Genomic DNA, 26,384 nt, shown 5'->3' with positions numbered 1-26,384 from the left:
GCCGAGATCTACGCCCAGCTCGGACTCCAGCTCACCTACGAACCAGGAGCACACCGAGTGATCGCCGAGGCCAAGCCTCCGGCGATCATGTACGAGGGAGAGTGTCCGAGGGGGGAGTCGGACACTACGCACACGCTTTCGATCAGAGCAATCTGCTGCCTGTTCTTCGACCAGCAGGAGAACGGTGATGGCGGGCGCATCCGACATCGACACCTCCGCCGCAGGTCAGGACGCGACCGTTAGGCTTGTCACGCTGATCATGGCGGCAGTTGTCGCTTTCACGTTTCTGTTCGGGTTCGGGAACTCTCTTGCTCTCGGTCTGCGGCTGGGTGTGCCGATCTTCATCGCGCCGCTGGTCGCGCCCGCAGTCGATCTCTCCGTTGTCGGGCTCCTTCTCGCGATCAGGCATTTGGCTCTCCACGGCGCTCAGCCCGAGCTGTTACGGCCTGCGCGTCGGCTGTTGATCTTCTCGAGCACGGTGACCCTCGCGCTCAACATCGCCGAATCCCTCATCGCACAGGACTACGGCAAGGCGGCGTTCGACGCCGTCGGACCTCTGCTCCTGATCGGGTGGAGCGAAGTTGGCCCGGGCCTCCTCCAAGCCATGCGCCAACCAGTCGCTGACGCGCAGGGCCGCTCTGCGTTCACAGCTCTGGCCGGCCCACCCCCGCTGGGCATCGAGGTCCTCGACCCGCTGGCACATTGACAGTATGGACCGGCCGCACCGCCGTGCCCTGCCGTGGGCGGGGGCCGTCGTCCCGGTGGCCTTCGTGACGGCCGGCGTGGGCAGCGCTGCCCAGGTGCGCGAGACCATCGACGATGGTGTCGCGACCCATACGGCCCGGTGGGAGGCCACTCCGGTGGCTACCGTGCTCGATGACTGTCAACACTGGGCGTACCTCTGCCGTGAGATCGGGTCCGCCAGTAGCCCCGGCGAGTCGTAGGCGCGGCACAACCCGTCCCACAGATGCCCCATCCGCGAGGCGACGATCGGCAGCGGGGCGCCCGCCGCGCCGACCGTGTCCAGCCCGAGGTCGAGTTCTCCCTGCCCGGCTGCGAGCCGCTGGTTCGCGACTGCCCGCAGCGCCGCCAGCTCCGCCTCGTCGTGTGCGGACCCGATGTGGTCCATCGCCCGCGACCCGCGCCGGTTCGAGTACACGATCTGCACCGCGGTCGCCCCCGACGCGGTCTTCACGGTGCGCACATAGGCCCTAGACCCCAGGATAGGGCGCGGCTTAGTGCACAAAATCTGGCACCCCTGCGGACGATTCCGCAGGCCAGAGACTTTCGATCTTGACGAGACGATCAACGTGAGGGAAGTCAGGTCAGAACTCGATCAGCGCCTTGCCGCCGGTCTGCTTGTCGAAGTCGACGTATGCCTCAGCTGCCTGGTCGATCGTCCAGCGATTCGAGAACACCTGGTCGACGTCCACGCCGTGGTCGACCACGAACCGCGCGCAGTCGGCCTGGCCGACGATCGAGAAGGTGTAGGACCCGATCAGGGTGAGCTGCTTGCGGATGACCTGACGGCTGATGTCCAACGGCGTCTCGGACGGCCCGTGGCCCACGAATGCCACACGCCCCCAGGTCGCGGCACCGTTCACGGAGGCCTGCCGTGCGCTGGCGGCTCCCGAGGCTTCGAGCGCGCAGGTGACGCCGCGTCCTCGGGTGAGGTCTCGAATGGCGGCCACAGGGTCGACGGTGCTGGAATCGATGACGTGCGCAGCGCCGAAGTCCTGCGCCACGGCCACGCGATCGGCAGCGATGTCGACGCCGATGACCTCGGCGCCCATAGCCGACGCGAGTTGCACGCCGGCAAGTCCGACCGGACCGAGCCCGAAGACTGCGACCGTGTCGCGTGCCGAGAGGCCCATCCGCACGAGGCCGCCGAATGCGGTGCCCGTCCCGCAGCTGATGGCCGCGCCCGCGCTGAACGTGAGTTCGTCCGGTAGCGGGACGAGGGTCGAAGCGGGAACCTTGAGGAAGTCCGCGTGACCACCGTGGACCGTCGTCCCGATCAGGCCCGTCTCACGCTCGCACAGCTGCGTCCAGCCGGTCCGGCACTCCCGACACATCCCGCAACCCGTGTAGTGGAAGACCATCACACGATCGCCCACCCGGGTGGAAAGGCAGTCCACTCCTGGTCCGACAGCTGCGACGACACCGCAGGGCTCGTGGCCCGCGATGATCCGCGCACCCTCGTCGAGGGCGTCCGGTCCGAGTCCGTACGACGCGAGGGCGGCCTTGCTCCCCAGCCGGTAAGACTTCAGGTCGCTACCGCACATCCCGGACGCCTTGATTTCCACCACGACCTCACCGGGCCTGGCAACAGGGTCGTCGAAGGTGGCGACGTCGATCGTGCGTTCGCCCTCGAAGACGACACCGCGCATGGTCAATGTCCTTCCGGTCGATCTGGGGACGAGGGCACGTATCGGGAACTCATGCAGAGATCTCCGTGAAGAGCCGGCCGAGCGGAGGCGCGGCGACCATGTCGGCGTCCTGCCGCCTGTGCACGTACGTGAACGGGCTCCGCACGTGGACACGGTCGCCGGACGTCACCGAGCAGATGCTGCGCAGACGTGGGCCTATCGGGGACGAGTCGCCTTCGAGGGACGGATCGATCCGGACCCACGCCCGGACGTGGCCACCGCGCGGGTTGACGTACTCCAGCAGGTCGTCCTCGCCGACACCCAACCGGTCCGCCAGGCCGGCGCTGATCCGCGCCACCCGCTTCGAGCCGTCCAGCTCGTCCTCCTCCGCGGCGAGTACCTCGACGTGCTGCCGGGCCTCGCGGAGCGTCCGACGCAGCTCGGCCGTGGCATCGTGGTCCACGGTGCCGTCGCCCAGCACGACGCCGTAGTCCTCGCGCGCGCCGTCGATGCTCACGTACCCGTCGTGGAAGTCGGCGAGCACCGCGTCTTCATCGCGCTCGAGCGGGTCGCCCCACCCGCCGCCGCCTGACACGAGGTACAAGATGATGTCTCCCGGGATGATCGGGAAGCCGCCGGTCTTGAGTGGAAGTGCATCGGTCACAACAGGTTTGCCGCCTCGGATCACCTCCACACGGTTCAAGGCTCCCGCGAAGCCGCCGGCCATCCCCGGACGCGGGAGGACCCCGTCGGTGCCGAGGATCGTGAACGTGCCGGGCAGGAGAACCTCGAAAGCGCGGCGCACTCCGAGGCCGCCACGCATCTTCCCGGGGCCGCCGCTGTCGACGTAGAGCTCGTTGAAGTGGATCTGGATCGGGTTGAGGGCCTCGATCCGCTCGGTCGGCCACATCACCGGGAGATCACCCATGAAGAAGGACCATGCCAACAGAGAACCGTCGTTGTGTCGCGTGGCGCCCCAGCCACCCGGCGGGTACTCGAACATCAGCCAGTACGGGTCGCCCTCTCGCTCCTCCGGCCACCGCCCCGCGACGTTCATGTTGTTCGAGCTCCCGGTGCTGATGCCCGGCACGTCATCGAGCACCTGCGAGAGGCACCCGATGACGCAGGCGTGCACGGCCCCGAACATCACGTTCGCGTACGCGCCGTTCGCCGCCGGGAACGACGAGTTCACGACGGAACCCTTCGGGCCGGAGATCGACCAGCACCGCGCCGCACCCGAGTTCGAGACGTGGCCGGGGGACAGGAACGGCACGAGGATCTCGAAGACACCGGCGTGCAGGTCGGTGATGGTGCAGTTCGCCACGCCGTTCGCCTGGGGTGAGGATCCCTCGAAGTCAAAGGTCAGCCGGTCGCCGTCGATCGTCATCGCGCAGGCGATCCGGACCGGCAACGGGTGCGCGGAGCCGGCGTTCTCCAGGTAGTCCTCGAAGTAGTAGACGCCGTCGGCAAGGTCGGCGATCCGCGAGGCGGCCTTGCTCGCCTCGTTGGCCAGGATCCTCTCGACGGCGTCCTCGATGACCGCGACCCCGAAGTGCTCGCACGTCTCGTCGAGACGCTTCGTTGCAGTCTTCATGCAGGTCGACTGTGCCGAGTACATGCCTTCGATCTCGAAGGGCTGGCGGAAGTTCGCGAGCAGGACCTCCAGTAGTTCCGGAGTGACCCGGGTCAGCGGGAATCGGATGCCTTCCTGGAACACGTCGGTCGCGCCACCGTTCACGCTGCCCGGCACAGCTCCGCCCACATCTCCCCAATGCACCGTGGTCGCCAGCCACAGCATGAGCTTGCCGTTCTGGAAGTACGGCGAGATCAGGCTCACGTCGTTGAGGTGCGAACCGCACTCCCACGGGTCGTTGACCAGGAACCGGTCGCCGGGCGCGATCGTGTCGCCGTACTTGCGCAGCGCCGCCGACACAGCGTCACGTATGTCGTACATGTGCATCACGATGTCGTCGTTCATCGCAATGATCTCGCCCTCGGCGGTGCAGATGGCCGTGGCGAAGTCGTGGGTCTCAGTGATGATCGGCGAGTACGCCATCTTGATCAGCGTGCTGCGCATCTCGCGCACCGCGTAGGTCAGGTGGGCGTCGATCACCTCGAGGGTGATTGCGCTGATCCGGGGAAGGGTCGATGTGTCGGACACGGGTGTGCCCCCTTCTCGCGAACGGTGGCTGGGTCAGGACCGGCTGGCGCGGCGAAGAACGAGGTTGCGGTCGTCGTCGACCGTCGCCGTCCAGGCGACGGGCACGAGAGTCGTGGAGTCGTACTCCTCGACGACGGCTGGTCCAGCGACGATTGCGCCCGGGTCCAGGCGCGCCCGGTCGAGGACGGGGGTGTCGATGAAGGCTCCGTCGAGGTAGACCGGACGCCTCTCTTTGACCGCGCCGGCCGCACCAGCAGATCCGGTGGCGAGAACGGCGCCGCCGTTGGCCACCTCGCGCCGGACCGCACGGTGCCCGCTGCGTCCGGTGGCCACGACCCGGAGGTTGACGAGCTCGGACGCTTCGGGCTCGCGCTTGAACTCGTAGCGCTCCTCGTAGAGGTCGCCGAACCAACGGCCGAGATCCTCCAGCGTGAACTCCAGATCGCTGAGAATGACCTCTTCTTCCCACGTCTGGCCCACGTACCGCATGCCGATCTTGTAGGTGATGTCGATGTCGCCCTCGGCCACGCCGTCACCGAGCAGCCGCTCGCGACCCTCCTGGCCCAGGCCCCTCAACCGGTTCCGCACGTCGTCGAGGTCGGCCCTCGGAAGACCGCGGATGTAGCTGCTGACGTAGTCGAAGCGACGATCTGCCACAAGCATCCCGAACGCGGAGAAGTTGCCTGCGTCGCGGGGCACCACCACGCACGACATGCCCAGCCGCTCGGCGATCAACGCACCGTGCAGACCCCCGGCACCGCCGAAGGAGACGAGCACCATCTCCTCGGGATCGCCGCCGCGTTCCACCGACACCTCGCGGATGGCGCCGTACATGTTGGTGACGGCGATCTCGACGACGCCGGAGGCGAGCTCGTGGACGTCGTCAACCTGTGCGGCCTCGGCAAGGCGCTCTGCGGCGGCGTACGCGAGCGCGCCGTCGAGCACGAGGTCGCCGTTGAGAAGCGACTTGGCGCCTAAGCGGCCGAGGACCAGATTGGCGTCCGTCACCGTGAGCTCGGTTCCCCCGGCGCCGTACGCCGCGGGGCCGGGCGAGGCTCCCGCACTCTGCGGACCGACCTTCACAACACCCTCGTCCGTCAGCCACGCGATGCTGCCGCCGCCGGCGCCGATCGATTTCACCTCCAGGTCGGGCAACGCGATCGGGAAGGCCTCGACCACGGCGTTCGGTACGACGTGGGTCCGGAAGTTCTTGATGAAGCCGACGTCGCTGCTGGTGCCGCCCATGTCGAACGTCGCGACGTGCGGGGCGTCGATGCGTTCCGCCAGGAAGGCAGAGGCGGTGACACCGCCGGCGAGGCCACCCATCAGCAGCCGGAGCGGCTCCTGCCGGACGACCGCCTCGTTGATCAGGCCACCTGAGGAGGTCATCCACATCACCTCACCGGCGTACCCGCGGTCCTTGAGAGCTGCACCCAGCGACGTCACGTACTCGGTCAACAGTGGCGAGAGCGACGCGTTGAGCACAGCGGTGATCCAGCGCGGGTACTCGCGGAACTCGGGGTTCGTCGCGGACTTGATGATGTGGACGCCCGGCAGCTGCCCCGACAGGTGGTCGAAGGCGACCTGCTCGTTCGCCGGGTTCAGGTAGGAGTTGATGAAGCAGATGGCCACCGACCCGACATCGGCCTCCCTCAGCCTGTCGGCGACGGATCCAAGCTCGGCCGGGTCGGGCGCCGCGAGGATCTGGCCATCCGCCGAAACCCTCTCCCGGATCTCGAACCGCCGGTCGTGCGGGACGGGGTACGGGCGCGTCCTGACCCAACGATGATCGAAGAGACCGCCGGTGTAGCGCTTGGTGTCTCCGATCTCGATCTGGTCGCGAAAGCCCACGGACGTCACGATGGCCGTCGGCGCTCCCTTGCCCTGCAGGATCGCGTTGAGCGCCGCGGTCGTGCCGTGGACGATCGTGGAGACCTGGGCCAGGTCGGTCCTTTCGAGGCCACGCACCACGGCGCCGGCCAGGTCGTCAGGGTCGGTCGACACCTTGGCGACCTCGCCACGACCGTCCTCATGCATGAAGACAAAGTCGGTGAACGTGCCGCCGACGTCGATGCCGATGTCGATCACGGTCTCAGCTGCCTCTCCGGGTCGAGGTCCGGTCGCCGGCAACCGGCTCCCGCGCGACGCTGCGGCGCCCGCAGCGTCCGTCGGCGGGGTCGGTCGCTCCGGATATCCGGAACGACTACGCCACCGCCAGATCGGCGATCTAGTGCGATTGTCATAAGAGATTGCGAACGGGGTGTCAGCGTAATCACACGTGTCCGAGACGTCAATGGGTGTCTCGCGGCGTCGTTCCGGTCGCCGTTCTTCCGGCTAGTGCGCGGCCAGTCCCCGTCGACGACAAGTTCGGTGCCGGTCACGTAGCGTGGTTAGGTTTCCATATGTCGAGCGAGCCAGCGCGACGGCTGCGTCCCACTTTTCGGGCTGCGTGACGTCGAGGTGACAGAAGGTCTCCTGCGGGCCCTGTTCGCGGAGCGCCTGCTTGAGCCGGCCGGCCTCCTCGTCGAGGACGCCGCCGAAGACGACGGATGCGCCTTCCCGTGCGAAGAGTTCGACATGCGCTGCACCCAGCCCGCGCACCGCCCGAGACGAGGGCAACCTCGCCGGTAAGTCAGCCGGCCATCAGAGTGTGGGGTCGATCAGGAGCTTCATCTTGCGGCCCGCCCGCAGTTCCTCGAACCCCTCGCTCACCACGGCGGTCATCGGGATCGTCTCGACCCATCCCGTGGTGTCGTAGTAGCCCTTCGCCATCAGGTCGATCACCGCCGGAAAGTCGCCGGACTTGAAGCTGACCGCCCCTTTGATGCTCTTCTCACGCATCATCACGTCTAAAAGGGAGGTCGCGACGGGCTCGTCGTAGACCGCCACGCAGACCAGCGTGCGCCGTTCGGCGAGGCAGTCGAGTGCAGTCTGTACGACGCTCGCCACGCCTGCTGCGTCGTACACCGCGTCGACGCCCTCGCCCCGGGTCCGCTCCAGGACGATCGCGGTGACGTCCTCTGTCGTCGGATCGAGGATGCGCGCGCCGAGGCCTTCGATCGCGGCCCGGCGGGAGGCGGACGGCTCCACCACGTCGATCTCGGTCACGCCGTCAGCGCGCAACGCGAACCACAACCCGATCCCGATCGGGCCGGCGCCGAAGATCAGCGCGCGTTCCTGATCCTTCACCGCCCCCAAGGCTGCGGCGTGGTAGGCCACGGCCATCGGCTCGACGAGGGCCGCCATGTCTAACCGCACCGCGTCCGGCAGCTTGTGGATCATGATCTGCGGGAGAACCGCGTACTCGGCCATGCCGCCGTCCCCGCTGAGTCCGGGGAAGCCGATCAGGCGGCAGAGGTTGTAGTGGCCCGAGCGACAAGCCCGGCACTCACCGCAGCGGTAGGTCGGCTCGATGACCACGCGGTCGCCTTCGTAGATCTCAGTGACGCCCCGTCCCACCTCGGTCACGGTGCCCGAGAACTCGTGCCCCAGTGTGAGAGGGAGCTGCTGTCCCGTGAGCGGATGGGGGCTGCGGGGGATGAACAGCGGGCCGGCGTAGTACTCGTGGACGTCCGTCCCGCAGATCCCGTTGCGGCTGACCCGGACCTTGACCTGCCCGTCGCCTGTCGAGGGGTCCGGGACGTCCTCGACCTCGACTTGCCGCTGGCCGCGGTACACCGCTGCGCGCATTCGTTGGCTCCTTCGGCTGGGGCGTCGGGCGCGGGGCGGTACCGCGCCCGCGGCCGAGCCTGACTCGCCAAACCTGAATCAAGTATAATGGTTCTAAGTGTCGAGAGCCACAGCTCTCGACACTGGCGGCGCGGCCTCGGCAGGACACGGCGGCGGTGCCGCCAGGCCCCCGCCGAGGCAAGGATCGAGATGCCCGCCGTCGTGAACGTTCCGATCGAGACGCACTATCACCACTTCGACCAGCAAGGCGTCGCCTTCAACATGTGGTATCTCGCCTTCCTGGAGCAGGCGCGCAACGGGTACCTGGCGGCGCAGGGGTACTCGCTCAAAGACCTGCTCGTATCCGGTCACGACATCCAGGTCGTGCACGTCGAGATCGACTGGACGGCGGCCGTCCGCTACGGGGATGAGGTCGACATCGGCGTGACCGCGCAGCGCGTCGGGACAACGAGCTTCGCCCTCGGATTCTCGGTGAACGTCCAAGGGCGGACGCGGGCAACCGCGTCGATCACCTACGTGATCGTCGACGCCGCTGTCAAGGGCAAGGCGCCGATCCCCGACGGCCTGCGCTCGGTGCTCGGTCGCTGAGGTGGACAAGGTCGACGATCTCCCGCCGCGGTAGGGCTTTTCCACACGACCCGGATGTACGCGAAGGTGGCCGGGGAACCGGATCTCGACATGGTGGCGAAGGCCACCGCGATCACGAAGGCGACCGAAGCGGTCGCCTCCGTCGTCCGATGTTCACCTCGGGGGCGCCAAAGACGGCGTCCTCGGACGCCACCACGAAGTCGCAGGCGAGTGCCAGGCCGAACCCGCCGGCGAGGGCATACCCCTGAACCCGGGCGATGGTCGGCTTCCCCGGCTGGTACATGAGGGTGAAGAGAGTCGGTGCGGTACGAACAGCCTGATCGGGATGGGTTGACTTAGACAATCCTAATGATGATACTAGATCCAGTGCGGCGGAAGCCATCGGGAGACGCGGAGGCGGCATGGGTGACGTGGCGCAGGCCGGGGACGCCGTGGATGTGCGCGTCTGCGAGTGCTGGTCCCGGGACGGGATCCAGTCCTGGCCGTCGGCCATCCCGACCGAACAGAAGATCGATGTTCTCGACAAGGCGATCGCCGCCGGCATCGTCGAGTTCGACGCCACGTCGTTCGTGCCCGTGAAGGTCGTACCCCAGTTCTTCGACAACATCGCCATCCTCGAGCATCTTGCGTCCCGGGACGTCTACGTCCGCGTCCTGGCGCCCAACCTCAAGGGGTTCCAGCTCGCTATCGACGCCGGCAACAGAATTGGCGCCATCGACGCGATCGGGTTCCCGATCTCGGCCTCCGAGGCACACAATCTCGCCAACGTCCGGCGAACCCACGAGCAGCACCTCACCGAGATCAAGGAGATGGTGCAGGCTGGTCTCGACGCGGACGTGACGGTCATGGCGGCCGTCGCAACCGCGTTCGGGTGCCCGATCGTCGGCGACGTCGACGAGGAAGTGGTCTTCGGGATCGCCGGCACGCTCGTCGGCTACGGCGTCACGCGCATCATGCTCAGCGACACCACAGGGCTCGCGGATCCGGTTCGTGTGCGGCGGTTCGTCGAGCGCGCGCGACGCGACTTCCCCGGTGTGGAGCTGATCGCCCATTTCCACGACACGCGGGGGACGGGGCTGCTGAACACGTGGGCTGCCGTCGAGAGCGGAGTTGGAGTCGTCGACTCCAGCCTCGGTGGTCTCGGAGGGGAGCCCAAGGCGGTCGAGCAGAATCACTCCGGCGAGACCGGCAATGTGGCCACGGAAGACCTTGTCGTCGCGCTCGAGCGGGCCGGCCTGAGGACGGGTATCGACGTGGAAGCCCTGCTGGACGCCGGACGGGCCCAGGAGCGAGTGACGATGGTCGCCGCTCGTGCGCAGGTTCTGCGCACCGGCTCCGGGCTTGGCACTCCGTCCCACAGGCCAGGATGACTGACCTGAACTCGCCCTGGGCCGGCGCGAGTCCCTGGCGCTGGTGCTGCGGTGCCGCTGTTCGCCGAGCCGCCGTTCCTGTAAGCAGGCCGCACTGAGCTTGTGATGCCGGGCGCGCCTCTCCCGCTGCTTCGAGCCCATGAAGTTACGTCGCTGAGACCTTGTCGCGCCTCCATTGGCGCCGTAGAGTTATAATGATTCTTAGAGAATGGGTCCGGAACTCCGCGTCCGCCACTCGTATCTGGGGAGCACTGGATGACGACGCAGAAGACCGACGTCACGTTGGCGCTCAGCGACTTCGTCGCGAACACACCCATGGGTTCGGTCCCGGACGAGGTCCTGGCGGTAGTCGCAGCATCCCTGCTTGACGCCATCGGGGGGTCCCTGGCCGGCAGCACGGCCACCGGTGTGCCCGAGGTGCTGGGGGTGCTGAACGCCTGGGGCGGCAACTCACGCAGCCGGGCATGGGTCACGGGTGAGCGGCTGGCGGAACCGTGGGCAGCCTTCGCCAACAGCGCCATGCTGCACGGTCGCGACTACGACGACACCGACGACGCCGTGCCGCTCCATGCCTACTCGGGGGTGCTCCCGGCGGCCTGGGCGATCCTGGACTCCTCCGAGGAACCGGTTCCCGGTCGGGTCTTCCTCGAAACGGTGGTGATCGGACTCGAGGTGGCCTCACGGATCGGCCGCGCCGGCGGTCCGAAGTCCGCGCGCGGATGGAACAGCACCGCGCTCTGCGCGGGATGGGGCGCGGTCGCGGCTGCATCCCGGATGCTCCGCCTGGACGCCGAGAGGACGGCGAACGCGTTCGGACTTCAGCTCTGCCAGACCTCGGGCACGACGCAGGCGCTGATCGAAGCGACACTGGCCAAACGCATCTCGCCGGCGTTCGCGGCGAAGAGCGGGGTGATCTCCGCCCGTCTGGCCGAGGCCGGCATCACCGGTCCCCACGAGGCGCTCGAGGGCTCCATGGGGTACTTCCACCTCTACCAGGACGACCGCTACGACCGGAACGTCGTCCTCGACGGTCTCGGGGACCGCTACGGCTGCGTCGAACTGTCGCTCAAGCCCTATCCGTGTTGCCGCTTCACCCATCCCGTCATCGATATCGGGCGAGAGATCTCCACCGGCCACAAACTCACGGACATCGCGAGCCTGGAGATCCACGGCTCATCCTTCATGGCCAGCGTGGTGGGCCGCCCAGTGGGACAGACCCCGATGTCCGAGGTTGATGCCCAGTTCAGCGCCGCCTACACGGCGACCGTCGCGATCGACGGGGGCAACGTGGGTCTCGACGACTTCGCGCCCTCCCGGCGCAGTGACGACGCCCTGGTCTCCTTCGCGCGGGAGAGGGTGCGGGTCCTCGTCGACGAGGCGTTGCCGGCCACGGCCGTCGCCCCGGTGCGAGCTGTGCTGACGACCACGACGGGGAAGACGCAGGAGTACCTAGCGTCGGACGTCCTGGGAAGCCCGGACCGGCCGATGAGCGGCGACGACATCGACGCGAAGGTGCGCGCCTGCGCCGCGCACGCGATCGTGCCGATCGACGCGGACGCGCTGATCGCCGCGGTGCGTGGCATCGCCAACCTCGAGGACGCGCGCAGCCTCAGCGACATCCTCGCTCCGCCGCCCGCCAACTAGCCCAGGCCCCGACAGGAAGTACAGGGAATCCCCGCATGCAGCACCCTGTCTACGATTTTCGCGACCAGGTCGTCCTCGTCACCGGCGGAAGCTCCGGCATCGGTCTCGCCAGTGTGACGGGCTTCGCGGAGGCCGGTGCCGCCGTCGTGATTGTGGACGTCAACGAGACCACCCTGCGACCGGCGACGGAGAAGCTGTCCGCCGCCGGCCACCAGGTGCTGGGACTGCCCTGCGACGTCACCGACGAGCAGCAGGTCGCGGCGGCCGTCGAGCGCACCGTCGCCGAGTTCGGCAAGCTGGACATCGCCTTCAACAACGCCGGAGTGCTCGGCTACACCGGCGAGATGGCGGACGAGCCGATCGAGACCTTCGACCAGGTGTCCGCGGTGAATCTCCGCGGCGTGTGGGCCTGCATGAAGTACGAATTGCTCCAGATGCGCCGGCAGGGCAACGGCGTCATCGTCAACACCTCGTCGCTCGGCGGCCTCGTAGGTCTGCCCAACCGGGCGACCTATCACGCGGCCAAGCACGGGGTGATCGGGCTGACGAAGAGCGTGGCGATGGACTACGCCTCCCACGGTATCCGGGTCAACGCCGTCTGCCCGGGTGTGATCCAGACGCCCATGTCGGAAGGTCTGACCCAGTCGCACGGGGAGATCCTCGAAGAAATCCTGCGCGATCAGCCGATCGGTCGCCTCGGCCGCGCCGACGAGGTCGCCAATGCGGTGCTCTGGCTGTCGAGCCCCGCGTCCTCCTTCGTCATTGGCGTAGCCCTGCCTGTCGACGGGGGCTTCGTCGCTCACTGACGTCCTCGCTCAAGCCTGATTGAGAGCTGTTCTACCGACCGTCGGAGACCTGCCGGGCCACTGCGTCACCGCGCCTTCCGGTACCTCGCGATCGCGTTCGCCTCCTCCGCGATGCTTCCCTGGTCCAGACTGCGATCACTCTCCCGGTCGCCGTGCTCGCGCTTCCCGCCGGTGTGCTCGCCGATGCGACGGATCGGCGCCGCCTCCTGATCGGCGTGCATGGCGCCGCCATGATCACCTGTGCCGCATTGGCCGGGTTGGCCTGGTTCGGGGCGCTCGAAGCGTCCTGGGTGCTCGTGCTTACCTGCCTCCTCGGCGTGAGCAACGCACTGACCCTCACTCCCTTCCAGTCGCTCGTCCCGGATCTCGTCCCGTTACGCGCTCGGGTCGTGGCAGGAGTACGAGCGCCACCTGAAGCATCGCCTCGTGGTGTCGGACCGGGAGCTTGAGAGGCGGATCGCGGCGCTGTCGAGCCCGGCTCCCCAGGTGCGCTGGTTGTACGGGCTCCAGGAATCTCCGGCCGCTCGTCTCTGAGCCATTGACAAGTGGCGTGCGTCACCACAAACTATGGTAATCGTTGCGAGAGAATACCGGGTTACGACACGAGCCAGCTGGCGGCGGTGACGCACTCACGTCGACGGACGAGACGACCGTCGACCGGCCAAGGAGATCAACAGATGACCGGCAAGAGGCTCGTGGGCGTGGTGGCTGCGCTCGTGGTGAGCGCCGCGGTGCTCAGCGCATGCGGCGGCTCGACCGCGTTAGGCTCCGGGGGACCCGGTGATTCCGCTGCCGCCGCGGGGGATGTCCAGGCGACGGCGAAGACCAAGGTCGCGGAGTACGAGAAGGGGCCCTCGACCTACCCCGGGCCGACCGAGGCGTTCGACCCGGGCACCGGCAAGGCAGAAGTGCTCGCCTGCGGGTTCGGTGCGCCGGTCTGCGCCTCTCAGTCGCAGGTCGCCGTGACCGCGCTGAAGACTATGGGCTGGGACGCACCGCCTCCCGTCGATGGCCAGTTCTCCCCGCAGGTGGAGGCCGCGTTCCTCGACCGTGCCGTCGCCAACAAGCTGGACGGTGTCGTTCTGGTCGCCGTCAACGTCAACACGATCAAGGCGTCGGTGGAGCGGGCCGCCGCCGCGGGCTTGACGATCATGTGCACCCAGTGCGTGTCGGGTCCGCAGTGGCAGGGCAAGGTCTACGACGTCACCGTCGACTTCGCCGAGCAGGGCGAGATCGCAGCCTGGCAGGTCCTGGCCAACGCCGGTCCCAAAGCGAGGATCGCAGCGTTCGACGACCCGCAGTTTGCCTCCGCCGTGCTGCGTCAGCAGTCCTTCAAGAAGACCATCGAGAGCAACTGCCCGGACTGCGAGTTCACCCTGACGCACTTTGCCGCGGCGGACCTCTCCAAGCCCGGGCCTCCGTCGTTCACAGCGCTCCTGGCGTCGCATCCGAAGGGCACGCTCGACTACGTGATCGGGCACTACGACGGGCTGGGCGTGCAGATGTCCAATACCGCAAAGAACGCCGGTCGACTGGACTTCAAGATCGGCTCTTATGACGGCAGCCCGGACGGTATCGCCTCGCTCGCAGGCGACAACCCGCCGAACGACTTCGACGTCGCCGATCCCTTCACCTACGAGGAATGGGCCGCCGCGGACCTGATGGCACGCATCAAGGTCGGCGCCCCGTCGTGGACCGGATACGACGCGATGCCCAGCACGCTCATTACGCAGAATAACGTCAAGGAGTACGTCAACAAGAAGCCCGACGTGTTCCCCGCCCCCGAGGGCTACGAGGAGAACTTCAAGAAGCTCTGGGGTTCGGCCTGAGTTCTGTGCGGGGACGCGTGCGCCGGGCTCCGACGTCGCACGCGTCCCCGCACCACTTCCTCGACCTTCGACGACCTTCGACCGATCGCACTGCCGCGACAGGAGCTCCCGTGACGACATCCGCGACGAACGCCGGGTCTGCGTTCGCCCTTGAGGTCTCGCAGCTCGTGAAGTCCTTCGGCGCCAACAAGGTTCTGAAAGGCGTCGACCTGCAGATCCGCGGGGGAGAGTTCGTCGGCCTGATGGGCCCGAACGGCGCCGGGAAATCGACCTTGATCAAAATTCTCGCAGGGGTCTACGAGGCCACGAGCGGCGAGATCCGGCTCGGTGGAAAGCCGGTCCGCTCCCTGGCGAGCAGCTCGGACGTCGGCTTCATCCACCAGGACCTGGGTCTCATCGACGGTCTGACGATCTCCGATAACCTCAGCCTGGCTCAACCACCGAAGCGGCGGCTCGGTCCCGTTCTCGACAAGCGGGCCGAGCGTGCAGAAGCGGCCCAAGCCCTGCGCCTGGTGGGTTTGAGCATGAGCGTTGACACCTACCTCTCCGACCTGACACCCGGGGAGAAGACGCTGGTCGCCGTCGCACGAGTGATGGGGCGCGGGGCGAACATCCTGGTCATCGACGAGACCACGTCGGCGCTGCCGCCGGCCGACGCCGGCCGCGTGATCGAGTCCCTTGCGCTCGCTGCTCGATCGGGCGCGACGGTCATCATGGTGACCCACAAGCTGTCCGAGATCCTCAACGCGACCGATCGTGTCGTCGTGATCATCGACGGCGAGCTCGTGCAGGACGCTCCGACCGCGGGCCTCGACCGGGCCGCGCTGGTCGAGATGCTGATGCAGCACGAAAGCGACGCCCGCGAGATCAACACACGCGCCGCGGCAGGTGAGGAACCAATGTGCGTGCTGGAGCTCCACGACGTGTGCGTGGGCAAGCTCGGCCCGATCAACCTGCGCCTCAATGCGGGTGAGGTCATCGGCATCAGCGGACTGCCTGGGTCGGGACTGCACGACATCGCCTTTCTCGTGAACGGCAGCCTGAAGCCTGAGCGCGGCGAGGTCGTCGCTCACCGCCAAGGCCTCAAGCGGGCGCTCGTGCCCCCGTACCGCGAGAGCCAGGGAGGCTTCGGTGCGCTCAGCGTCCGCGAGAACTTGTCGGTGTCCTCGCTGTGGCGGTGGCGCCGGCGAGGAGCGCGGCTTCTCTCGCCCCGGCGCGAGCTGCGGGACTGCGCCAAGATCGCGGCCGACCTGTCCGTGCGACCGCGGCCGATGGACGTCCCGTTCGACACGCTGTCCGGCGGCAACAAGCAGAAGGTGATCTTCGGGCGGGCGCTCCTCGCCCAACCGCATCTGTACGTGTTATGCGAGCCGACGCGCGGTGTCGACGTCGGAACTCGATCCGAGATCTATCGACTGATCCGCGAGATGGCCGCCAGCGGTGCTGCGGTCCTCGTCGCGAGCTCTGACGCGGAAGATCTGTTCTCCGTGTGCGACCGCGTCGCGCTCGTCGTCGACGGTCGCCTGCAACGGCTGCGGCAGGTCACCGAGATGACCGCCTCTGAACTGGAGCTGATGGTGTGATGGTGCAGGCGATCAACGAAGACACGCCCGAGGTCGTCAAGGTGCGTCAGGCCGCGGTCGTCCAGTCGCGGGTCGTCCGCAGGAGGTTGATCGAGAACTCGATCACCCTCCTGGTTTTCCTGCTCATTTTCGCAGCCTTCGGGGTGTTCCTCGGCGGACAGTTCCTCAACGTGGCGGGGCGCCTGCTGGACGTGCACCAGAGCGTGCCGGTCCTGCTTCTCGGGCTCGCCGTCCTCGTGACGCTGATAGCGGGCCTGTTCGACTTGTCCGTCGCAGGGAACGCCACCTTGTCCTGCTTCTTCACCATCGGCCTCACCGTCAATCAGGGACTATCCTTCCCGGTGGCCCTGCTCGCGGCCTTGGCGATCGGTGTCGTCGTCGGCTTCGTCAACGGGTGCCTGGTCGAGTGGTTGAAGGTGAACGCCTTCATTGCCACGCTCGGCACCGGGGCCGTCTGCACGGGCCTGGCGTCGGTGTACTCCGGCGGTTCCTACGTCGGTCCTCTCCCCGGCGGCACGCAACTGCCGGCATGGTTCGTCTCGTTCGGGTCGTTCGCCAACAAGGCACCGACGTGGCTGGTCACTTTGGCCGCATTGGCTCTCTTCGCCTCCTTCTCCACCGGGCTCGATCGGGTCCGCCCGGTCGGCTGGGACGGTCGCCGCTGGCTGGTCGCCAAGGTGGCGACGCTGGTCGTCGTCGCCGCTCTGCTGGTGTTCGTCGTCCGCATCTGGGAGTGGATCCGGAACCTGTCGTGGATGATCGCCTTCTTGCTGATCGCCACGCTCGCCCTGTGGGTCCTCATGCAGTACACGACGTTCGGTCGTCAGGTGCAGGCAGTGGGGTCCAACCGCGCTGCCGCACAGCTGGCCGGGGTGAAGGTGCGAAAGCAGGTCATCAAGTCGTACGTCATCGGCGGTCTCTTGGCGGCGACCGCAGGGATCTGCCTCGCCGCCGGTCAGGGCTCCGCGTCTCCGGACATCGCCGCGAGCTTCCTGCTCCCAGCCTTCGCTGCTGCATTCCTGTCCACGGTGGTGCTGTCCGACGGCAGGTTCTCGGCGCCGGGCACCGTCGTCGGCGGGGTCTTCGTGACGTGGGTCGGCCTGGGACTCATCGTCGCGGGGCTCCAGCCGACCTACGTGAACGTCATCAACGGTCTGGTTCTCATCGGAGCCGTCGCACTGTCCACGGCCACCAGGACGCGACGTTAGCGCTCGTCGCCGAACCGGCGCGTCGAGCGGGGCGGAAGATATGGAGCAGCGGATGGACGAGAGCAAGGTCTGGCTCGTGACCGGCGCCGGTCGTGGCCTGGGGGCGTGCATCGTCCGCGCCGCACTCGCCGCCGGGCATCGTGTCGTCGCGTCAGGGCGCGATCCTGAAGCGATCACCGGGGTGCTGGGAGCTACCTCCGGCCGGCTCCTCGGCGTCCGCCTCGACATCACCAGCGACGCGGAGTCGCGAAGCGCCGTCGCAGAGGTGGCCGACAGCTTCGGGCGCCTCGATGTCCTGGTGAACAACGCCGGGACATTCGTGGCCGGCTACTTCGAAGAGTTGCTCCCGGAGCAGATCGAGCAGCAGTTGGCCACAGGGCTGCTCGGCCCCATGAACATCACCCGCGCAGCGCTTCCCGTCATGCGGGCCCAAGGCTCCGGCCACATCGTGTCCGTCTCGTCCTCCGCGGGCCTGGTCGGCTTCGAGTACTGGTCGTCCTACAACGCCGCCAAGTTCGGGCTCGAGGGATGGATGCAGGCGCTGGGACGCGAGGTCGAGCCGCTGGGGATCCACACCACGATCGTGAATCCCGGATCATTCAGGACCGATTTCCTGGCGCACGCCGCGGATGCCCCTACGGGGAGTCCGGTGCCCGACTACGCCGACCGGCGATCGCGACAGGTCGTCAGTTGGCGCACCAAGAACGGACAGCAGCCAGGAGATCCGGAGAAACTGGCGGCGGCGATGGTCGAGATCTGCGGCATGAATCCGCCGCCCAGGCGGTTCGTCGCCGGTGCGGATGCCATCGGGCTGGCCGAGGGCCAGGCCGCCCTCCTGATGCAGGAGGTCGACGCGCTGCGCGACCTCTCCCTCTCTCTAGGCTATGTCAGCGCCTGATCTGCAGAGGCGACCGTACGCAACCGACTCGAGAACGCTTCCGGGATGTGGGACGCAGGCGACTGCGGCGCGTCGAACATCTAGTATAAGAGAAATGGGAGATGCGGCATCTGCCGGGCACTCCACCGCAGACGACGCGTCCATGGACGAGCGAGTTTGCAGATCGCCAGGCTGCGCGGTCGAGACACCAATGGGCGGGGAGTCGGATCCCGCGAAACCGTGGGAACAGGAGGATCGCAGTGGGTCAGATCGACTACGGCGTCAGCGATCACGTCGCGACGATCGTCATCAACAACCCCGAGAAACGGAACGCCGTGGACCCGGAGATGTCGACGCAGCTTCTCGACGCCTACGCCGATGTCGTCTCCAATGACGACGTGCGGGTGCTCGTCATCACGGGCGCCGGCGACAAAGCCTTCTGTGCGGGCGGTTACATCCCGGACTACGTGGCCGACAGCGTGGTCGGGGCAGGCGCCACGAAGGACCGCACAGCCCTGCACAAGCCTTGGCGATTCTACAAACCGGTCATCGCCGCCATCGACGGGTTCGCCGTCGGTGGAGGGTTCAGCCTGGCCCTCTACTGCGACATCCGGGTCGTTTCGACGTCGTCCAGAATGGGGCCGTCCGGACTCAAGCGTGGAGTCGCCAACGGGGCCACCCAGGCGACCCGGCTCAGCCGGCTCGTAGGCGTGGGCAACGCGATCGAGATCCTGCTGCTCTCGAAGTACGTCGACGGTGCCGAGGCACATCGCATCGGGCTGGCCCAACGGTTGACCGAACCTGGCGGGGCGATGGCCGAAGCCATGGATATCGCCACCACGATCGCGTCCTTCAGCCCGGGCGCAGTGCAGGCCACGAAGCGACTTGCCTACGACAATCTGGATCTGGGCTGGGACGAGGCCCTGGAGTGGGAGGAGGCGGTCACCAAGCGCAGCTTCCACACCGCGGACGCGCTCGAGGGGTTCGCGTCCTTCGACGAGAAGCGTCCAGCAGTCTTCGGCCAGGAACGCTCGCTGCACACCCTCGGCCTCGACGAGTTCTGGCCGGGCACCCAGACGCCGGAGTGGCGCAAGTGAAAGGCCCGCTGAACGGCATCCGGGTCGTTGCGGTGGAGACCTTCATCGCCGGCCCCATGGCGACGATGTGGCTGGCCGACGCGGGTGCCGAGGTCGTCAAGATCGAGCCGCCGCGGGGCGGCGACCGCGCCCGCACGGTGCCACCGATCAAGGGCGATGGGGACGGGGCGCAGAGTCTCTCGTTCGTCCGCGCGAACCGGAACAAGCGCAGCGTGGTGCTCGACCTCAAGGACGAAGCGGATCGTGCGACATTCCTCGAACTGATCCGGGAGGCGGACGTATTCCTGGAGAACGCCCGCCCTGCGTCATTATCCGCCCTCGGGCTGAACTACGGGCAGCTGAGCAAGGTCAATCCTCGGCTGATCTACGCCGCGGTGTCGGGTTTCGGCGTCCCGGAGTTCAACAAGGGAGACCTGCCGTACCTCACCGCGTTCGACATCGTCGCGCAGGCCATGGCCGGCCTCATGTTGCGACCGGAAGGCGCGGAGTCGGGTGCCGTGTACCCGGGCTACCCACTCGCGGACATCTTTGCCGCAGCCAACGCGCAGTCCGCGATCTACCAGGCACTGTACAACCGAGAGCGTACCGGTGAAGGCGCATACATCGACGTCGCGATGTTCGACGGTGCGATCGCCCTGAACGAACTGGCGATCATCATGTACACGACCTTCGGGACGATCCCCCCGCCCGGTGTCCACGCGCTGGGTGCGCCTTTCGGGGCCTATTCCGCATCCGACGGCCAGGTCGTGCTCGGCGTCCTGGGGAATCCCGTGTGGGTCAGGTTCGCGGAAGCCATCGGTCGCCCGGACCTGGTGGACGTACCCGAATACGCCAGCGGGATCCTGCGGCATCAGCACCGGGACACGCTGGATCCCGTCATCAATGCCTGGATGGCCGCACGGACCACCGAAGAGGTCCTCGCTGCGCTGGGATCGTGCGACGTTCCTGCTGCGCCGGTATGGAACGTCGACTCCGTCGTACGCCTCGCATATGCGCGGGAGCGGGGCATGATCGTCGCGGTTGACGACCCCGCCTGGGGCGAGATGACCGTCGCGGGCAACCCGATCCGGTCCAGCCTGATGTCGGGCGAGCGGCCGGCGCCGGCGCCGCTGCTCGGTGCTGACACCGCAGACGTCTTGAAGGAGTGGCTCGGCCGCGAGGCCTGAGCGCGCCTTTGTCTCTTGGCGCGCTGCTGCGCCCTTCAATCAGCACCGATGCAATGAGGGATGGAACATGTCGGATTCACCCCAGGTCGTCTCGGCGGACGAGGCCATGCGCGCCGTGCAGTCCGGAATGCTCGTCGCCACCGGCTCACTGAGCTCCGAGCCGGTTGTGCTCCTCGAGGCGCTGGCGCAGCGCGCCCGCTCGGTGGGCGCGCTGACACTGCTGGGAGGCATGCTCCTCGACGGTTATCGCGCCATGGCACCGGAGCTCGGGGCGTCCGTGCGGCTGAACACATGGTTCATGCCAGGCACGTCGAACGTCGACGCCGAGATGGGGCCGGCCGTGGACTTCCTCCCGATGTCGTGGTCGCAGACCTGTCGTTACGTCGAGGGCGCGGACATCGACGTGGCACTTGTGCAGGTGTCGCCGGCGGACGCCGACGGCAACCACAGCTTCGGGATCAGTTCGAGTCTCACCCCGCTGCTGGCGAGGCGGGCGACCGTGGTCATCGCACATGTCAACCCCCGGATGCCTTTCACCTTGGGCGATTCGCTCATTCATGAGTCCGAGATCGACTTCGTGGTCATGCATGAGGCACCGTTGCGGGCGTACCCGCATCGGACGCCGGGCCCTCTGGACGCAGAGATCGGCTGTCTCGTCGCCGACCTCATCCCGAACGGCGCGACCATCCAGTGCGGCATCGGAACGGTGCCGGAGGCCGTGTGCCAGACGCTCGTCGACACCGACCGCACGGATCTCCGGATCACGGGCATGCTCACCGACGGAGGGCGAGCGCTGATCGAGTCCGGGCGCTGCATGTCGGACGGCCCTGCGGCCGTGGTCGGTGAGGTCGTCGGTTCGCCGGACCTCTATCGGTGGGTGGACCGCAACCCCGCCGTGAATCTCCAGAACGGCCTGCACACGCACAGCCTGGAGGCGTTGGCCAGGTGGGAGAGGTTCGTCTCGATCAACTCCACCCTCGAGATCGATCTGTACGGCCAGCTCAACTCCGAGGTGCTCCGGGGCGGGCAGGCCGGTGGCATCGGTGGCAGCGTCGACTTCATGCTCGGCGCGCAGTTGGCCGGCAACATGTCGATCGTCGCCCTTCCTTCGACCACCGTCCGCGGGGCATCGCGCATCGTGCCGGTCCTCTCAAAGGGATTGGTGACCGTGCCGCGAACACTCGTGCAGCACGTCGTCACCGAGTACGGCGTGGCGGATCTGCGCTTCCTGTCCGCCGGTGAGCGCGCCGAGGCACTGGCCGGAATCAGTCACCCGGACCACCGTGAGGGACTCTTCGCGGCGGCCAAGAAGCTGCCCCGCACCCACTAAGCCGTCCATCTGAAGACCAGCAACACGAACGTTCGCGGTCCGCTGCTGCAGCGCGTCCTGAGGAGAGGGGTTCGTCATGTCGATCGTAGGGGTTTCGACAGGCGCGTTGACCGGGCTGGCCGCGGGTGTGTCGCTGACCGTCGATGGTCGTCCGGTGCCGGGCGCGGGGACGTTCGAGGTGGTGAACCCGGCGACGGGGGAGCGGTTTGCCGATGCGCCGGACGCGTCACGGGCGCAGGTCGACGCGGTCATGGAGTCGGCGGCGCGGGCCTTCGTTTCCTGGCGTGCCGACGATGCGGCGCGGTGTGCGGCGTTGCGTGCGGCGGCGGATGCGCTGGAGGCGTCGGCCTCGGAACTGGCACTGCTGCTGACCGCGGAGCAGGGCAAGCCGTTCTCGGGGTCCTTGGCAGAGGTGTCGACCAGTGCGACCTGGTTGCGCTGGTACGCCGATCTGGACCTGTCCGCGCCCGAGATGGTCGAGGACGGCACCGAACGTACGGTGACTGTGCACCGCCGGCCCCTGGGGGTGGCGGTAGCGATCTGTGCCTGGAACTTCCCGATCCAGATGGCGATGAAGAAGGCGGCGCAGGCGCTGCGTCCAGGCAACACGTTGGTGATCAAGCCTTCGCCGTACACCCCTTTTGCCACGCTGAAGGCGGTGGAGGTGCTGCAGTCGGTCTTTCCGCCGGGTGTGGTCAGCGCAGTGAGTGGTGGCGGCTCCGAGCTGGGGGGTTGGCTGACCTCGCACCCGTTGACGCGCAAGGTGACGTTCACCGGGTCGACCGCGACCGGAAAACTTGTTGCGGCGGCGGTGGCGCCGGACCTGAAGCGGGCGACGTTGGAGTTGGGCGGCAACGATCCGGCGATCGTGCTCGACGATGCCGATCCGGCCTTGATCGGGCAGGGTCTGTTCGACCGGGCGTTCGTGAACTGTGGTCAGACCTGCGCGGCGATCAAGCGCGTGTACGTACACGAGCGGCTCTTCGACGACGTCGTCGACTCCTTGGCCGGGTATGCCCGCAACAGTGTGGTCGGCAACGGTATGGAACCCGGGACAGAGTTCGGGCCGCTCAACAATCGAGCGCAGCTCGAGATCGTCACGAGTCTCGTCGACGACGCGCTCAGCCGTGGTGCCCGAGCGGTCACGGGCGGGACGCCGATCGAGAGTCCGGGCTACTTCTACCCGCCGACGATCCTCACCGGCGTCGAGGACGGGATGGCGGTGGTCGATCAGGAGCAGTTCGGTCCGGTGCTTCCGGTGCTGGCCTACACCCACCTGGATGACGCACTCGGGCGGGCCAATCGTGGCCCGTACGGGCTGGGGGGCTCGGTCTGGACCTCCGACGAGGACCGCGGCCGCGACGTCGCGGCGCGTCTCGAGGTCGGCACCGCCTGGGTTAACACCCACGCCATCACTACCCCCTCCGCGCCATTCGCAGGTGCGAAGTGGAGTGGCATCGGGATCGAGAACGGCATCTGGGGCATGCACGAGTTCACCCAGATCCAGACTATCCACACTGCACACTGACGAGGCGCGAGGCAGCCTCCGACCGCTCACGCGCTACGCCCACTCCGAGCGACAAGCCTCCAGCAAAGGCGGAAGAACTCCATGGACGAGAGCACCTACTCAGCAGGCGAGGCCGTTCGGCGCGAGGTTGCGGGCAACGCGGTGGTCGACGCGGCGAGGAACGCGGACGACTTCAACAAGCCCATGCAGGACATCCTCACGGAGTTCTGCTGGGGCACCGTCTGGACCCGGCCCGAGCTGGACCGCCGCAGCCGGAGCATTCTCAACATCGGGATGCTCGCCGCCCTCAACCGACCCGACCAGCTGGCCGGGCACGTACGGAGCGGGATCACGAACGGTCTCAGCAAGGCCGAGATTCGCGAATGTCTGTTGCAGGTGGCCGTGTACGCCGGCATGCCGGCCGGACTCTCCTCGTTCGCGATCGCCAGCAAGGTCTTCGAGGAACTCGACATCTGACGTGTACGCGGTTCCGACACCCGCGCCGCGGCCTCGGGACGAGGCGCCCACGGCCGACCCGCAGGAGGAGACCAGCATGGCGATCGGATTCATCGGCCTGGGCCGGATGGGTCAGGGCATGGCCACGAACCTGGTGCGGCGGTCCGGACGTCAGGTGCTCGTCTTCGACACCAGCGCGGAGCCCGTGGACCTGCTCGCTGCCGCAGGCGCGACGCCCGCCTCGGACATCGCCGAGGTCGCTCGTCGTTGCGACGTGATCTTCGCGTCGCTGCCCGGTCCGCCGGAGGCGCAGGCGGTCTTCCTGGGCTCGGGTGGCCTGGTCGAGAACGCTCGGCCGGGCACGATCCTGGCGGACCTGTCGACGAACTCGTTGTCGCTCCAGAAGGAGATCCACGACGAGTGCCTGCGCCGCGACCTCTCGTTCCTGGATGCCCCGGTGAGCGGAGGTCCGGCGGGTGCGGCCTCGGGTGACCTGGCGATCTGGGTCGGTGGTGACCGTGCGGTGTACGAACGCTGCTTGCCCGTCCTGACGACAATGGGGGACAAAACCCACTATGTCGGCGCATCCGGTGCCGGGACGGTGACCAAGCTCTGCCACAACATGCTCGGTTCCATCATCCAGCTCGCACTGGCCGAGACGTTCTCCGTCGCCGTCAAGGCGGGGGTCGACCCGCTGGACCTCTGGGAGTCCATCCGGCTGGGGGTCGTCGGGAAGCGGTCGCCCCTCGACATGCTCACCAAGCAGTTCCTGCCGGGCAAGTTTGACCCACCGGCGATGCCGCTCAAGCTGGCCCACAAGGACCTCTCGCTGGGCGCCGCGCTAGGGACCGACCACGACGTCCCGATGAGGATGGCGGAGATGACGCGCGACGAGATGGCGGCGGCGATCCAGCGCGGCCTCGGCGATCTGGACGCCCGGGTGTTCCTCACGCTTCAGCTCGAGCGGGCGGGCGTGGAGATCGCCGTCGACCCGGAGCGGCTGGACGCCGTTCTGAAGGCCTCGCGTCCTGCTGGCAAATAATCCCTTGCATTTAGGCCAATTATAATGAGAGATTATCGGGAGGGCCTCTCACATCCGTAGTGATCGATGGCGGAGGTGTGCGGCCCCGCTGACGGCGACCTGTCACCGGATCGCAGTTCTGCGCCGAGCGCGCTGGTACCAAGGATGGACTCATGACCTCCATGAAGGAGAACACGGCACCGCACTCGTTCCTGGCCTCGCGCCTCGGGCACGTGATCGGCGGCGCCGTCGTCGACTCCGCCTCAGGCAAGACCTTCCCCACCCTCAATCCCGCGACGGGGCAGGTCCTGACTCATCTCGCGGACGGAGATCACGAGGACGTCGATCGTGCGGTGCGGGCGGCCCGTCGGGCGTTCGAGGGCCCTTGGTCGCGCTGGAAGCCCTATGAGCGCCAAGCGTTGCTGATGCGGATCCACGACCTCGTCGACCAGCGCTTCGATGAGATGGCTCTTCTCGAAACACTCGACCTGGGCTCGCCGATCACACGTTCGCGGGGGCTCAAGAGCTTCGTCCTGCAGACCATCGCGTACTTCGGGGCGCAGACGGTGAATGTCGGTGGCTCGACCCTGCCGAACAATCTCGCCGGCGACGTGATGACAATGACGATCAAGGCGCCGCTCGGAGTGGTGGGCGGGATCCTGGCCTGGAACAGCCCTCTGGTCGGGGAGTGGTTCACGGTCGGCGGTGCTCTCGCGACCGGCTGCACTGTCGTGCTGAAGCCCGGCGAGTACACGTCCCTCTCGGTGCTCTACATGGCCCGTCTGCTCGAGGAGGCAGGCGTGCCACCGGGCGTGGTCAACGTCGTGACCGGTCACGGTGCGGCGGGGGGTGCGCTGGCGGCGCACCCCGATGTCGACCGCGTCGTGTTCACCGGTTCCGTCGAGACCGGACGGCGTGTGGTCGAGGCGTCGGTGAGCAACATGAAGCGGGTCCAGGTCGAACTGGGCGGAAAATCACCCGACATCGTCTTCGCGGACGCGGACCTCGACCGCGCCGTCCCGGGGGCCGCGATGGGGGTGTTCAACAACTCCGGGCAGATCTGCACCGCCGGCACCCGTCTGCTCGTGCAACGCAGCGTCCATGACGAGTTCGTCTCGCGCCTGGTGGACTTCTCGGCGTCCCTGCGCGTCGGCAACGGCATCGACCCGGACGTCCAGATGGGGCCTGTCGCGTCGCAGGCCCAGCTCGACCGCGTCCTGGGCTATGTCGAGGGGGCGGGGCCCGAGGGGGCGACGCTGGCCGCGGGCGGGGCTCGGCTGGGCGGCGACCTGGCGGACGGGTTCTTCGTGCAGCCGACCGTCTTCTCTGACGTGACGCCGGACATGACCATCGCTCGCGAGGAGATCTTCGGCCCTGTGGTGTCGGTGCTGCCGTTCGACGACGTCGAGGAGGCGCTGGTACTCGCAAACGACACGCCCTTCGGCCTCGGTGGAGCCGTGTGGACCCGTGACACGACGACCGTCATGACGATGGTGAACGGGATCCGTTCCGGCAGCGTCTGGGTCAACTGCTACGGCCTGCTCGACATGACCGTGGGCATGAACGGCCACCGCATGAGCGGCTACGGCGTGAAGGGCGGCCCGGGGCACGTTGACGCCTTCCTCTACGAGAAGTGCGTCTACATCGACCTCTCGTCATGAGAGGCGTTCCCTTGCTCGTGC

At 67.4% G+C, this 26,384-nt stretch carries 23 protein-coding genes and 2 pseudogenes; 17 read left to right on the top strand and 8 right to left on the bottom strand.

Annotated elements, in window-relative coordinates; genetic code table 11:
* Positions 1 to 187: 187 nt before the first annotated feature.
* Positions 188 to 625, top strand: a pseudogene (locus BCD48_RS05610) (hypothetical protein); the annotation flags it as partial.
* Positions 626 to 940: 315 nt separating this feature from the next.
* Here the strand turns inward: BCD48_RS05610 and BCD48_RS50510 are convergent.
* The 6 genes and pseudogenes from BCD48_RS50510 to BCD48_RS05585 all read right to left on the bottom strand — a co-directional run.
* Positions 941 to 1,222, bottom strand: a pseudogene (locus BCD48_RS50510) (IS1634 family transposase); the annotation flags it as partial.
* Between the two features lie 103 nt (positions 1,223 to 1,325).
* The gene (locus tag BCD48_RS05600; protein WP_071047229.1) at positions 1,326 to 2,390 is read right to left on the bottom strand and encodes a zinc-dependent alcohol dehydrogenase family protein; all 1,065 of its coding nucleotides are present in this window, start codon (positions 2,388 to 2,390) and stop codon (positions 1,326 to 1,328) included.
* A gap of 49 nt (positions 2,391 to 2,439) precedes the next feature.
* On the bottom strand, positions 2,440 to 4,530 hold the full coding sequence (locus tag BCD48_RS05595) for a hydantoinase B/oxoprolinase family protein (RefSeq protein WP_071047228.1): 2,091 nt from the start codon (positions 4,528 to 4,530) through the stop codon (positions 2,440 to 2,442).
* A gap of 33 nt (positions 4,531 to 4,563) precedes the next feature.
* Complete coding sequence (locus tag BCD48_RS05590) at positions 4,564 to 6,618, bottom strand: hydantoinase/oxoprolinase family protein (RefSeq protein ID WP_071047227.1); 2,055 nt, start codon at positions 6,616 to 6,618, stop codon at positions 4,564 to 4,566.
* Between the two features lie 246 nt (positions 6,619 to 6,864).
* Positions 6,865 to 7,131, bottom strand: a complete 267-nt coding sequence (locus BCD48_RS56385) for an SDR family oxidoreductase (protein ID WP_157910439.1) — start codon at positions 7,129 to 7,131, stop codon at positions 6,865 to 6,867.
* A 42-nt stretch (positions 7,132 to 7,173) separates the two neighbouring features.
* Complete coding sequence (locus BCD48_RS05585) at positions 7,174 to 8,220, bottom strand: 2,3-butanediol dehydrogenase (protein ID WP_071047226.1); 1,047 nt, start codon at positions 8,218 to 8,220, stop codon at positions 7,174 to 7,176.
* A 189-nt stretch (positions 8,221 to 8,409) separates the two neighbouring features.
* On the opposite strand from BCD48_RS05585, the gene BCD48_RS05580 reads away from it, so the two are divergent.
* Entirely contained in the window at positions 8,410 to 8,808 is a 399-nt protein-coding gene (locus BCD48_RS05580) for an acyl-CoA thioesterase (RefSeq protein ID WP_071047225.1), read from the top strand.
* Positions 8,809 to 8,920: 112 nt separating this feature from the next.
* Here BCD48_RS05580 and BCD48_RS54765 read toward each other — a convergent pair whose 3' ends face one another.
* Positions 8,921 to 9,190 (bottom strand): enoyl-CoA hydratase/isomerase family protein, encoded by a 270-nt coding sequence (locus tag BCD48_RS54765; RefSeq protein ID WP_349307997.1) that lies wholly within the window; start codon positions 9,188 to 9,190, stop codon positions 8,921 to 8,923.
* Positions 9,191 to 9,209: 19 nt separating this feature from the next.
* On the opposite strand from BCD48_RS54765, the gene BCD48_RS05575 reads away from it, so the two are divergent.
* The 3 genes from BCD48_RS05575 (at position 9,210) to BCD48_RS05565 (ending at position 12,628) form a co-directional block, all read left to right on the top strand.
* Entirely contained in the window at positions 9,210 to 10,178 is a 969-nt protein-coding gene (locus BCD48_RS05575) for a hydroxymethylglutaryl-CoA lyase (protein WP_071047224.1), read from the top strand.
* Positions 10,179 to 10,433: 255 nt separating this feature from the next.
* Positions 10,434 to 11,822: an MmgE/PrpD family protein gene (locus BCD48_RS05570; RefSeq protein WP_071047223.1), complete on the top strand. Its 1,389-nt coding sequence runs from the start codon at positions 10,434 to 10,436 to the stop codon at positions 11,820 to 11,822.
* Positions 11,823 to 11,857: 35 nt separating this feature from the next.
* Positions 11,858 to 12,628: an SDR family NAD(P)-dependent oxidoreductase gene (locus BCD48_RS05565; RefSeq protein WP_071047222.1), complete on the top strand. Its 771-nt coding sequence runs from the start codon at positions 11,858 to 11,860 to the stop codon at positions 12,626 to 12,628.
* Positions 12,629 to 12,693: 65 nt separating this feature from the next.
* On the opposite strand, the gene BCD48_RS52030 is transcribed toward BCD48_RS05565, so the two are convergent.
* Complete coding sequence (locus BCD48_RS52030; protein ID WP_198543100.1) at positions 12,694 to 12,849, bottom strand: hypothetical protein; 156 nt, start codon at positions 12,847 to 12,849, stop codon at positions 12,694 to 12,696.
* On the opposite strand from BCD48_RS52030, the gene BCD48_RS56380 reads away from it, so the two are divergent.
* The 12 genes from BCD48_RS56380 (at position 12,781) to BCD48_RS05510 (ending at position 26,363) form a co-directional block, all read left to right on the top strand.
* Positions 12,781 to 13,077 (top strand): MFS transporter, encoded by a 297-nt coding sequence (locus BCD48_RS56380; RefSeq protein ID WP_157910437.1) that lies wholly within the window; start codon positions 12,781 to 12,783, stop codon positions 13,075 to 13,077. The genes BCD48_RS52030 and BCD48_RS56380 overlap by 69 nt on opposite strands.
* A gap of 228 nt (positions 13,078 to 13,305) precedes the next feature.
* Positions 13,306 to 14,457: a sugar ABC transporter substrate-binding protein gene (locus BCD48_RS05560; protein WP_071047221.1), complete on the top strand. Its 1,152-nt coding sequence runs from the start codon at positions 13,306 to 13,308 to the stop codon at positions 14,455 to 14,457.
* Positions 14,458 to 14,624: 167 nt separating this feature from the next.
* Positions 14,625 to 16,040 (top strand): ATP-binding cassette domain-containing protein, encoded by a 1,416-nt coding sequence (locus BCD48_RS05555; RefSeq protein WP_131803800.1) that lies wholly within the window; start codon positions 14,625 to 14,627, stop codon positions 16,038 to 16,040.
* Positions 16,040 to 17,248 (top strand): ABC transporter permease, encoded by a 1,209-nt coding sequence (locus BCD48_RS05550; RefSeq protein ID WP_071047219.1) that lies wholly within the window; start codon positions 16,040 to 16,042, stop codon positions 17,246 to 17,248. Before BCD48_RS05555 ends, BCD48_RS05550 begins: the two co-directional genes overlap by 1 nt.
* 52 nt (positions 17,249 to 17,300) lie before the next feature.
* Positions 17,301 to 18,146: an SDR family oxidoreductase gene (locus tag BCD48_RS05545; RefSeq protein WP_071047235.1), complete on the top strand. Its 846-nt coding sequence runs from the start codon at positions 17,301 to 17,303 to the stop codon at positions 18,144 to 18,146.
* A 239-nt stretch (positions 18,147 to 18,385) separates the two neighbouring features.
* Positions 18,386 to 19,222, top strand: coding sequence for an enoyl-CoA hydratase/isomerase family protein (locus BCD48_RS05540; RefSeq protein ID WP_071047218.1), 837 nt, complete (start codon positions 18,386 to 18,388; stop codon positions 19,220 to 19,222).
* Positions 19,219 to 20,388: a CaiB/BaiF CoA transferase family protein gene (locus tag BCD48_RS05535; RefSeq protein WP_071047217.1), complete on the top strand. Its 1,170-nt coding sequence runs from the start codon at positions 19,219 to 19,221 to the stop codon at positions 20,386 to 20,388. The genes BCD48_RS05540 and BCD48_RS05535 overlap by 4 nt, the downstream gene beginning before the upstream one ends.
* A 67-nt stretch (positions 20,389 to 20,455) precedes the next feature.
* Complete coding sequence (locus tag BCD48_RS05530; RefSeq protein ID WP_071047216.1) at positions 20,456 to 21,718, top strand: acetyl-CoA hydrolase/transferase family protein; 1,263 nt, start codon at positions 20,456 to 20,458, stop codon at positions 21,716 to 21,718.
* A 76-nt stretch (positions 21,719 to 21,794) separates the two neighbouring features.
* Positions 21,795 to 23,246 carry an aldehyde dehydrogenase family protein gene (locus BCD48_RS05525; protein WP_071047214.1) on the top strand — a complete coding sequence of 484 codons (1,452 nt, stop codon included), beginning with the start codon at positions 21,795 to 21,797 and terminating at the stop codon, positions 23,244 to 23,246.
* An 81-nt stretch (positions 23,247 to 23,327) separates the two neighbouring features.
* Positions 23,328 to 23,702, top strand: a complete 375-nt coding sequence (locus BCD48_RS05520) for a carboxymuconolactone decarboxylase family protein (RefSeq protein WP_071047212.1) — start codon at positions 23,328 to 23,330, stop codon at positions 23,700 to 23,702.
* Between the two features lie 76 nt (positions 23,703 to 23,778).
* Entirely contained in the window at positions 23,779 to 24,723 is a 945-nt protein-coding gene (locus BCD48_RS05515) for an NAD(P)-dependent oxidoreductase (RefSeq protein ID WP_071047234.1), read from the top strand.
* A gap of 152 nt (positions 24,724 to 24,875) precedes the next feature.
* The gene (locus BCD48_RS05510) at positions 24,876 to 26,363 is read left to right on the top strand and encodes an aldehyde dehydrogenase family protein (RefSeq protein ID WP_116271427.1); all 1,488 of its coding nucleotides are present in this window, start codon (positions 24,876 to 24,878) and stop codon (positions 26,361 to 26,363) included.
* Positions 26,364 to 26,384: the final 21 nt, after the last annotated feature.

The sequence above is a fragment of the Pseudofrankia coriaricola genome (assembly GCF_001854805.1).
Classification (GTDB): Bacteria; Actinomycetota; Actinomycetes; order Frankiales; family Frankiaceae; genus Pseudofrankia.
Note: the sequence above shows the minus strand (reverse complement) of the source record. Positions and strands in the feature narration are given on the sequence as shown.

Bases quoted from the DNA above. Each gene is read 5' to 3' on its own strand.
- BCD48_RS05600 (WP_071047229.1), bottom strand. From the start codon at position 2,390: ATGCGCGGTGTCGTCTTCGAGGGCGAACGCACGATCGACGTCGCCACC.
- BCD48_RS05585 (WP_071047226.1), bottom strand. From the start codon at position 8,220: ATGCGCGCAGCGGTGTACCGCGGCCAGCGGCAAGTCGAGGTCGAGGAC.
- BCD48_RS05580 (WP_071047225.1), top strand. From the start codon at position 8,410: ATGCCCGCCGTCGTGAACGTTCCGATCGAGACGCACTATCACCACTTC.
- BCD48_RS54765 (WP_349307997.1), bottom strand. From the start codon at position 9,190: ATGGCTTCCGCCGCACTGGATCTAGTATCATCATTAGGATTGTCTAAG.
- BCD48_RS05575 (WP_071047224.1), top strand. From the start codon at position 9,210: ATGGGTGACGTGGCGCAGGCCGGGGACGCCGTGGATGTGCGCGTCTGC.
- BCD48_RS05570 (WP_071047223.1), top strand. From the start codon at position 10,434: ATGACGACGCAGAAGACCGACGTCACGTTGGCGCTCAGCGACTTCGTC.
- BCD48_RS05565 (WP_071047222.1), top strand. From the start codon at position 11,858: ATGCAGCACCCTGTCTACGATTTTCGCGACCAGGTCGTCCTCGTCACC.
- BCD48_RS52030 (WP_198543100.1), bottom strand. From the start codon at position 12,849: ATGCACGCCGATCAGGAGGCGGCGCCGATCCGTCGCATCGGCGAGCAC.
- BCD48_RS05560 (WP_071047221.1), top strand. From the start codon at position 13,306: ATGACCGGCAAGAGGCTCGTGGGCGTGGTGGCTGCGCTCGTGGTGAGC.
- BCD48_RS05550 (WP_071047219.1), top strand. From the start codon at position 16,040: ATGGTGCAGGCGATCAACGAAGACACGCCCGAGGTCGTCAAGGTGCGT.
- BCD48_RS05545 (WP_071047235.1), top strand. From the start codon at position 17,301: ATGGACGAGAGCAAGGTCTGGCTCGTGACCGGCGCCGGTCGTGGCCTG.
- BCD48_RS05530 (WP_071047216.1), top strand. From the start codon at position 20,456: ATGTCGGATTCACCCCAGGTCGTCTCGGCGGACGAGGCCATGCGCGCC.
- BCD48_RS05525 (WP_071047214.1), top strand. From the start codon at position 21,795: ATGTCGATCGTAGGGGTTTCGACAGGCGCGTTGACCGGGCTGGCCGCG.
- BCD48_RS05520 (WP_071047212.1), top strand. From the start codon at position 23,328: ATGGACGAGAGCACCTACTCAGCAGGCGAGGCCGTTCGGCGCGAGGTT.
- BCD48_RS05515 (WP_071047234.1), top strand. From the start codon at position 23,779: ATGGCGATCGGATTCATCGGCCTGGGCCGGATGGGTCAGGGCATGGCC.
- BCD48_RS05510 (WP_116271427.1), top strand. From the start codon at position 24,876: ATGACCTCCATGAAGGAGAACACGGCACCGCACTCGTTCCTGGCCTCG.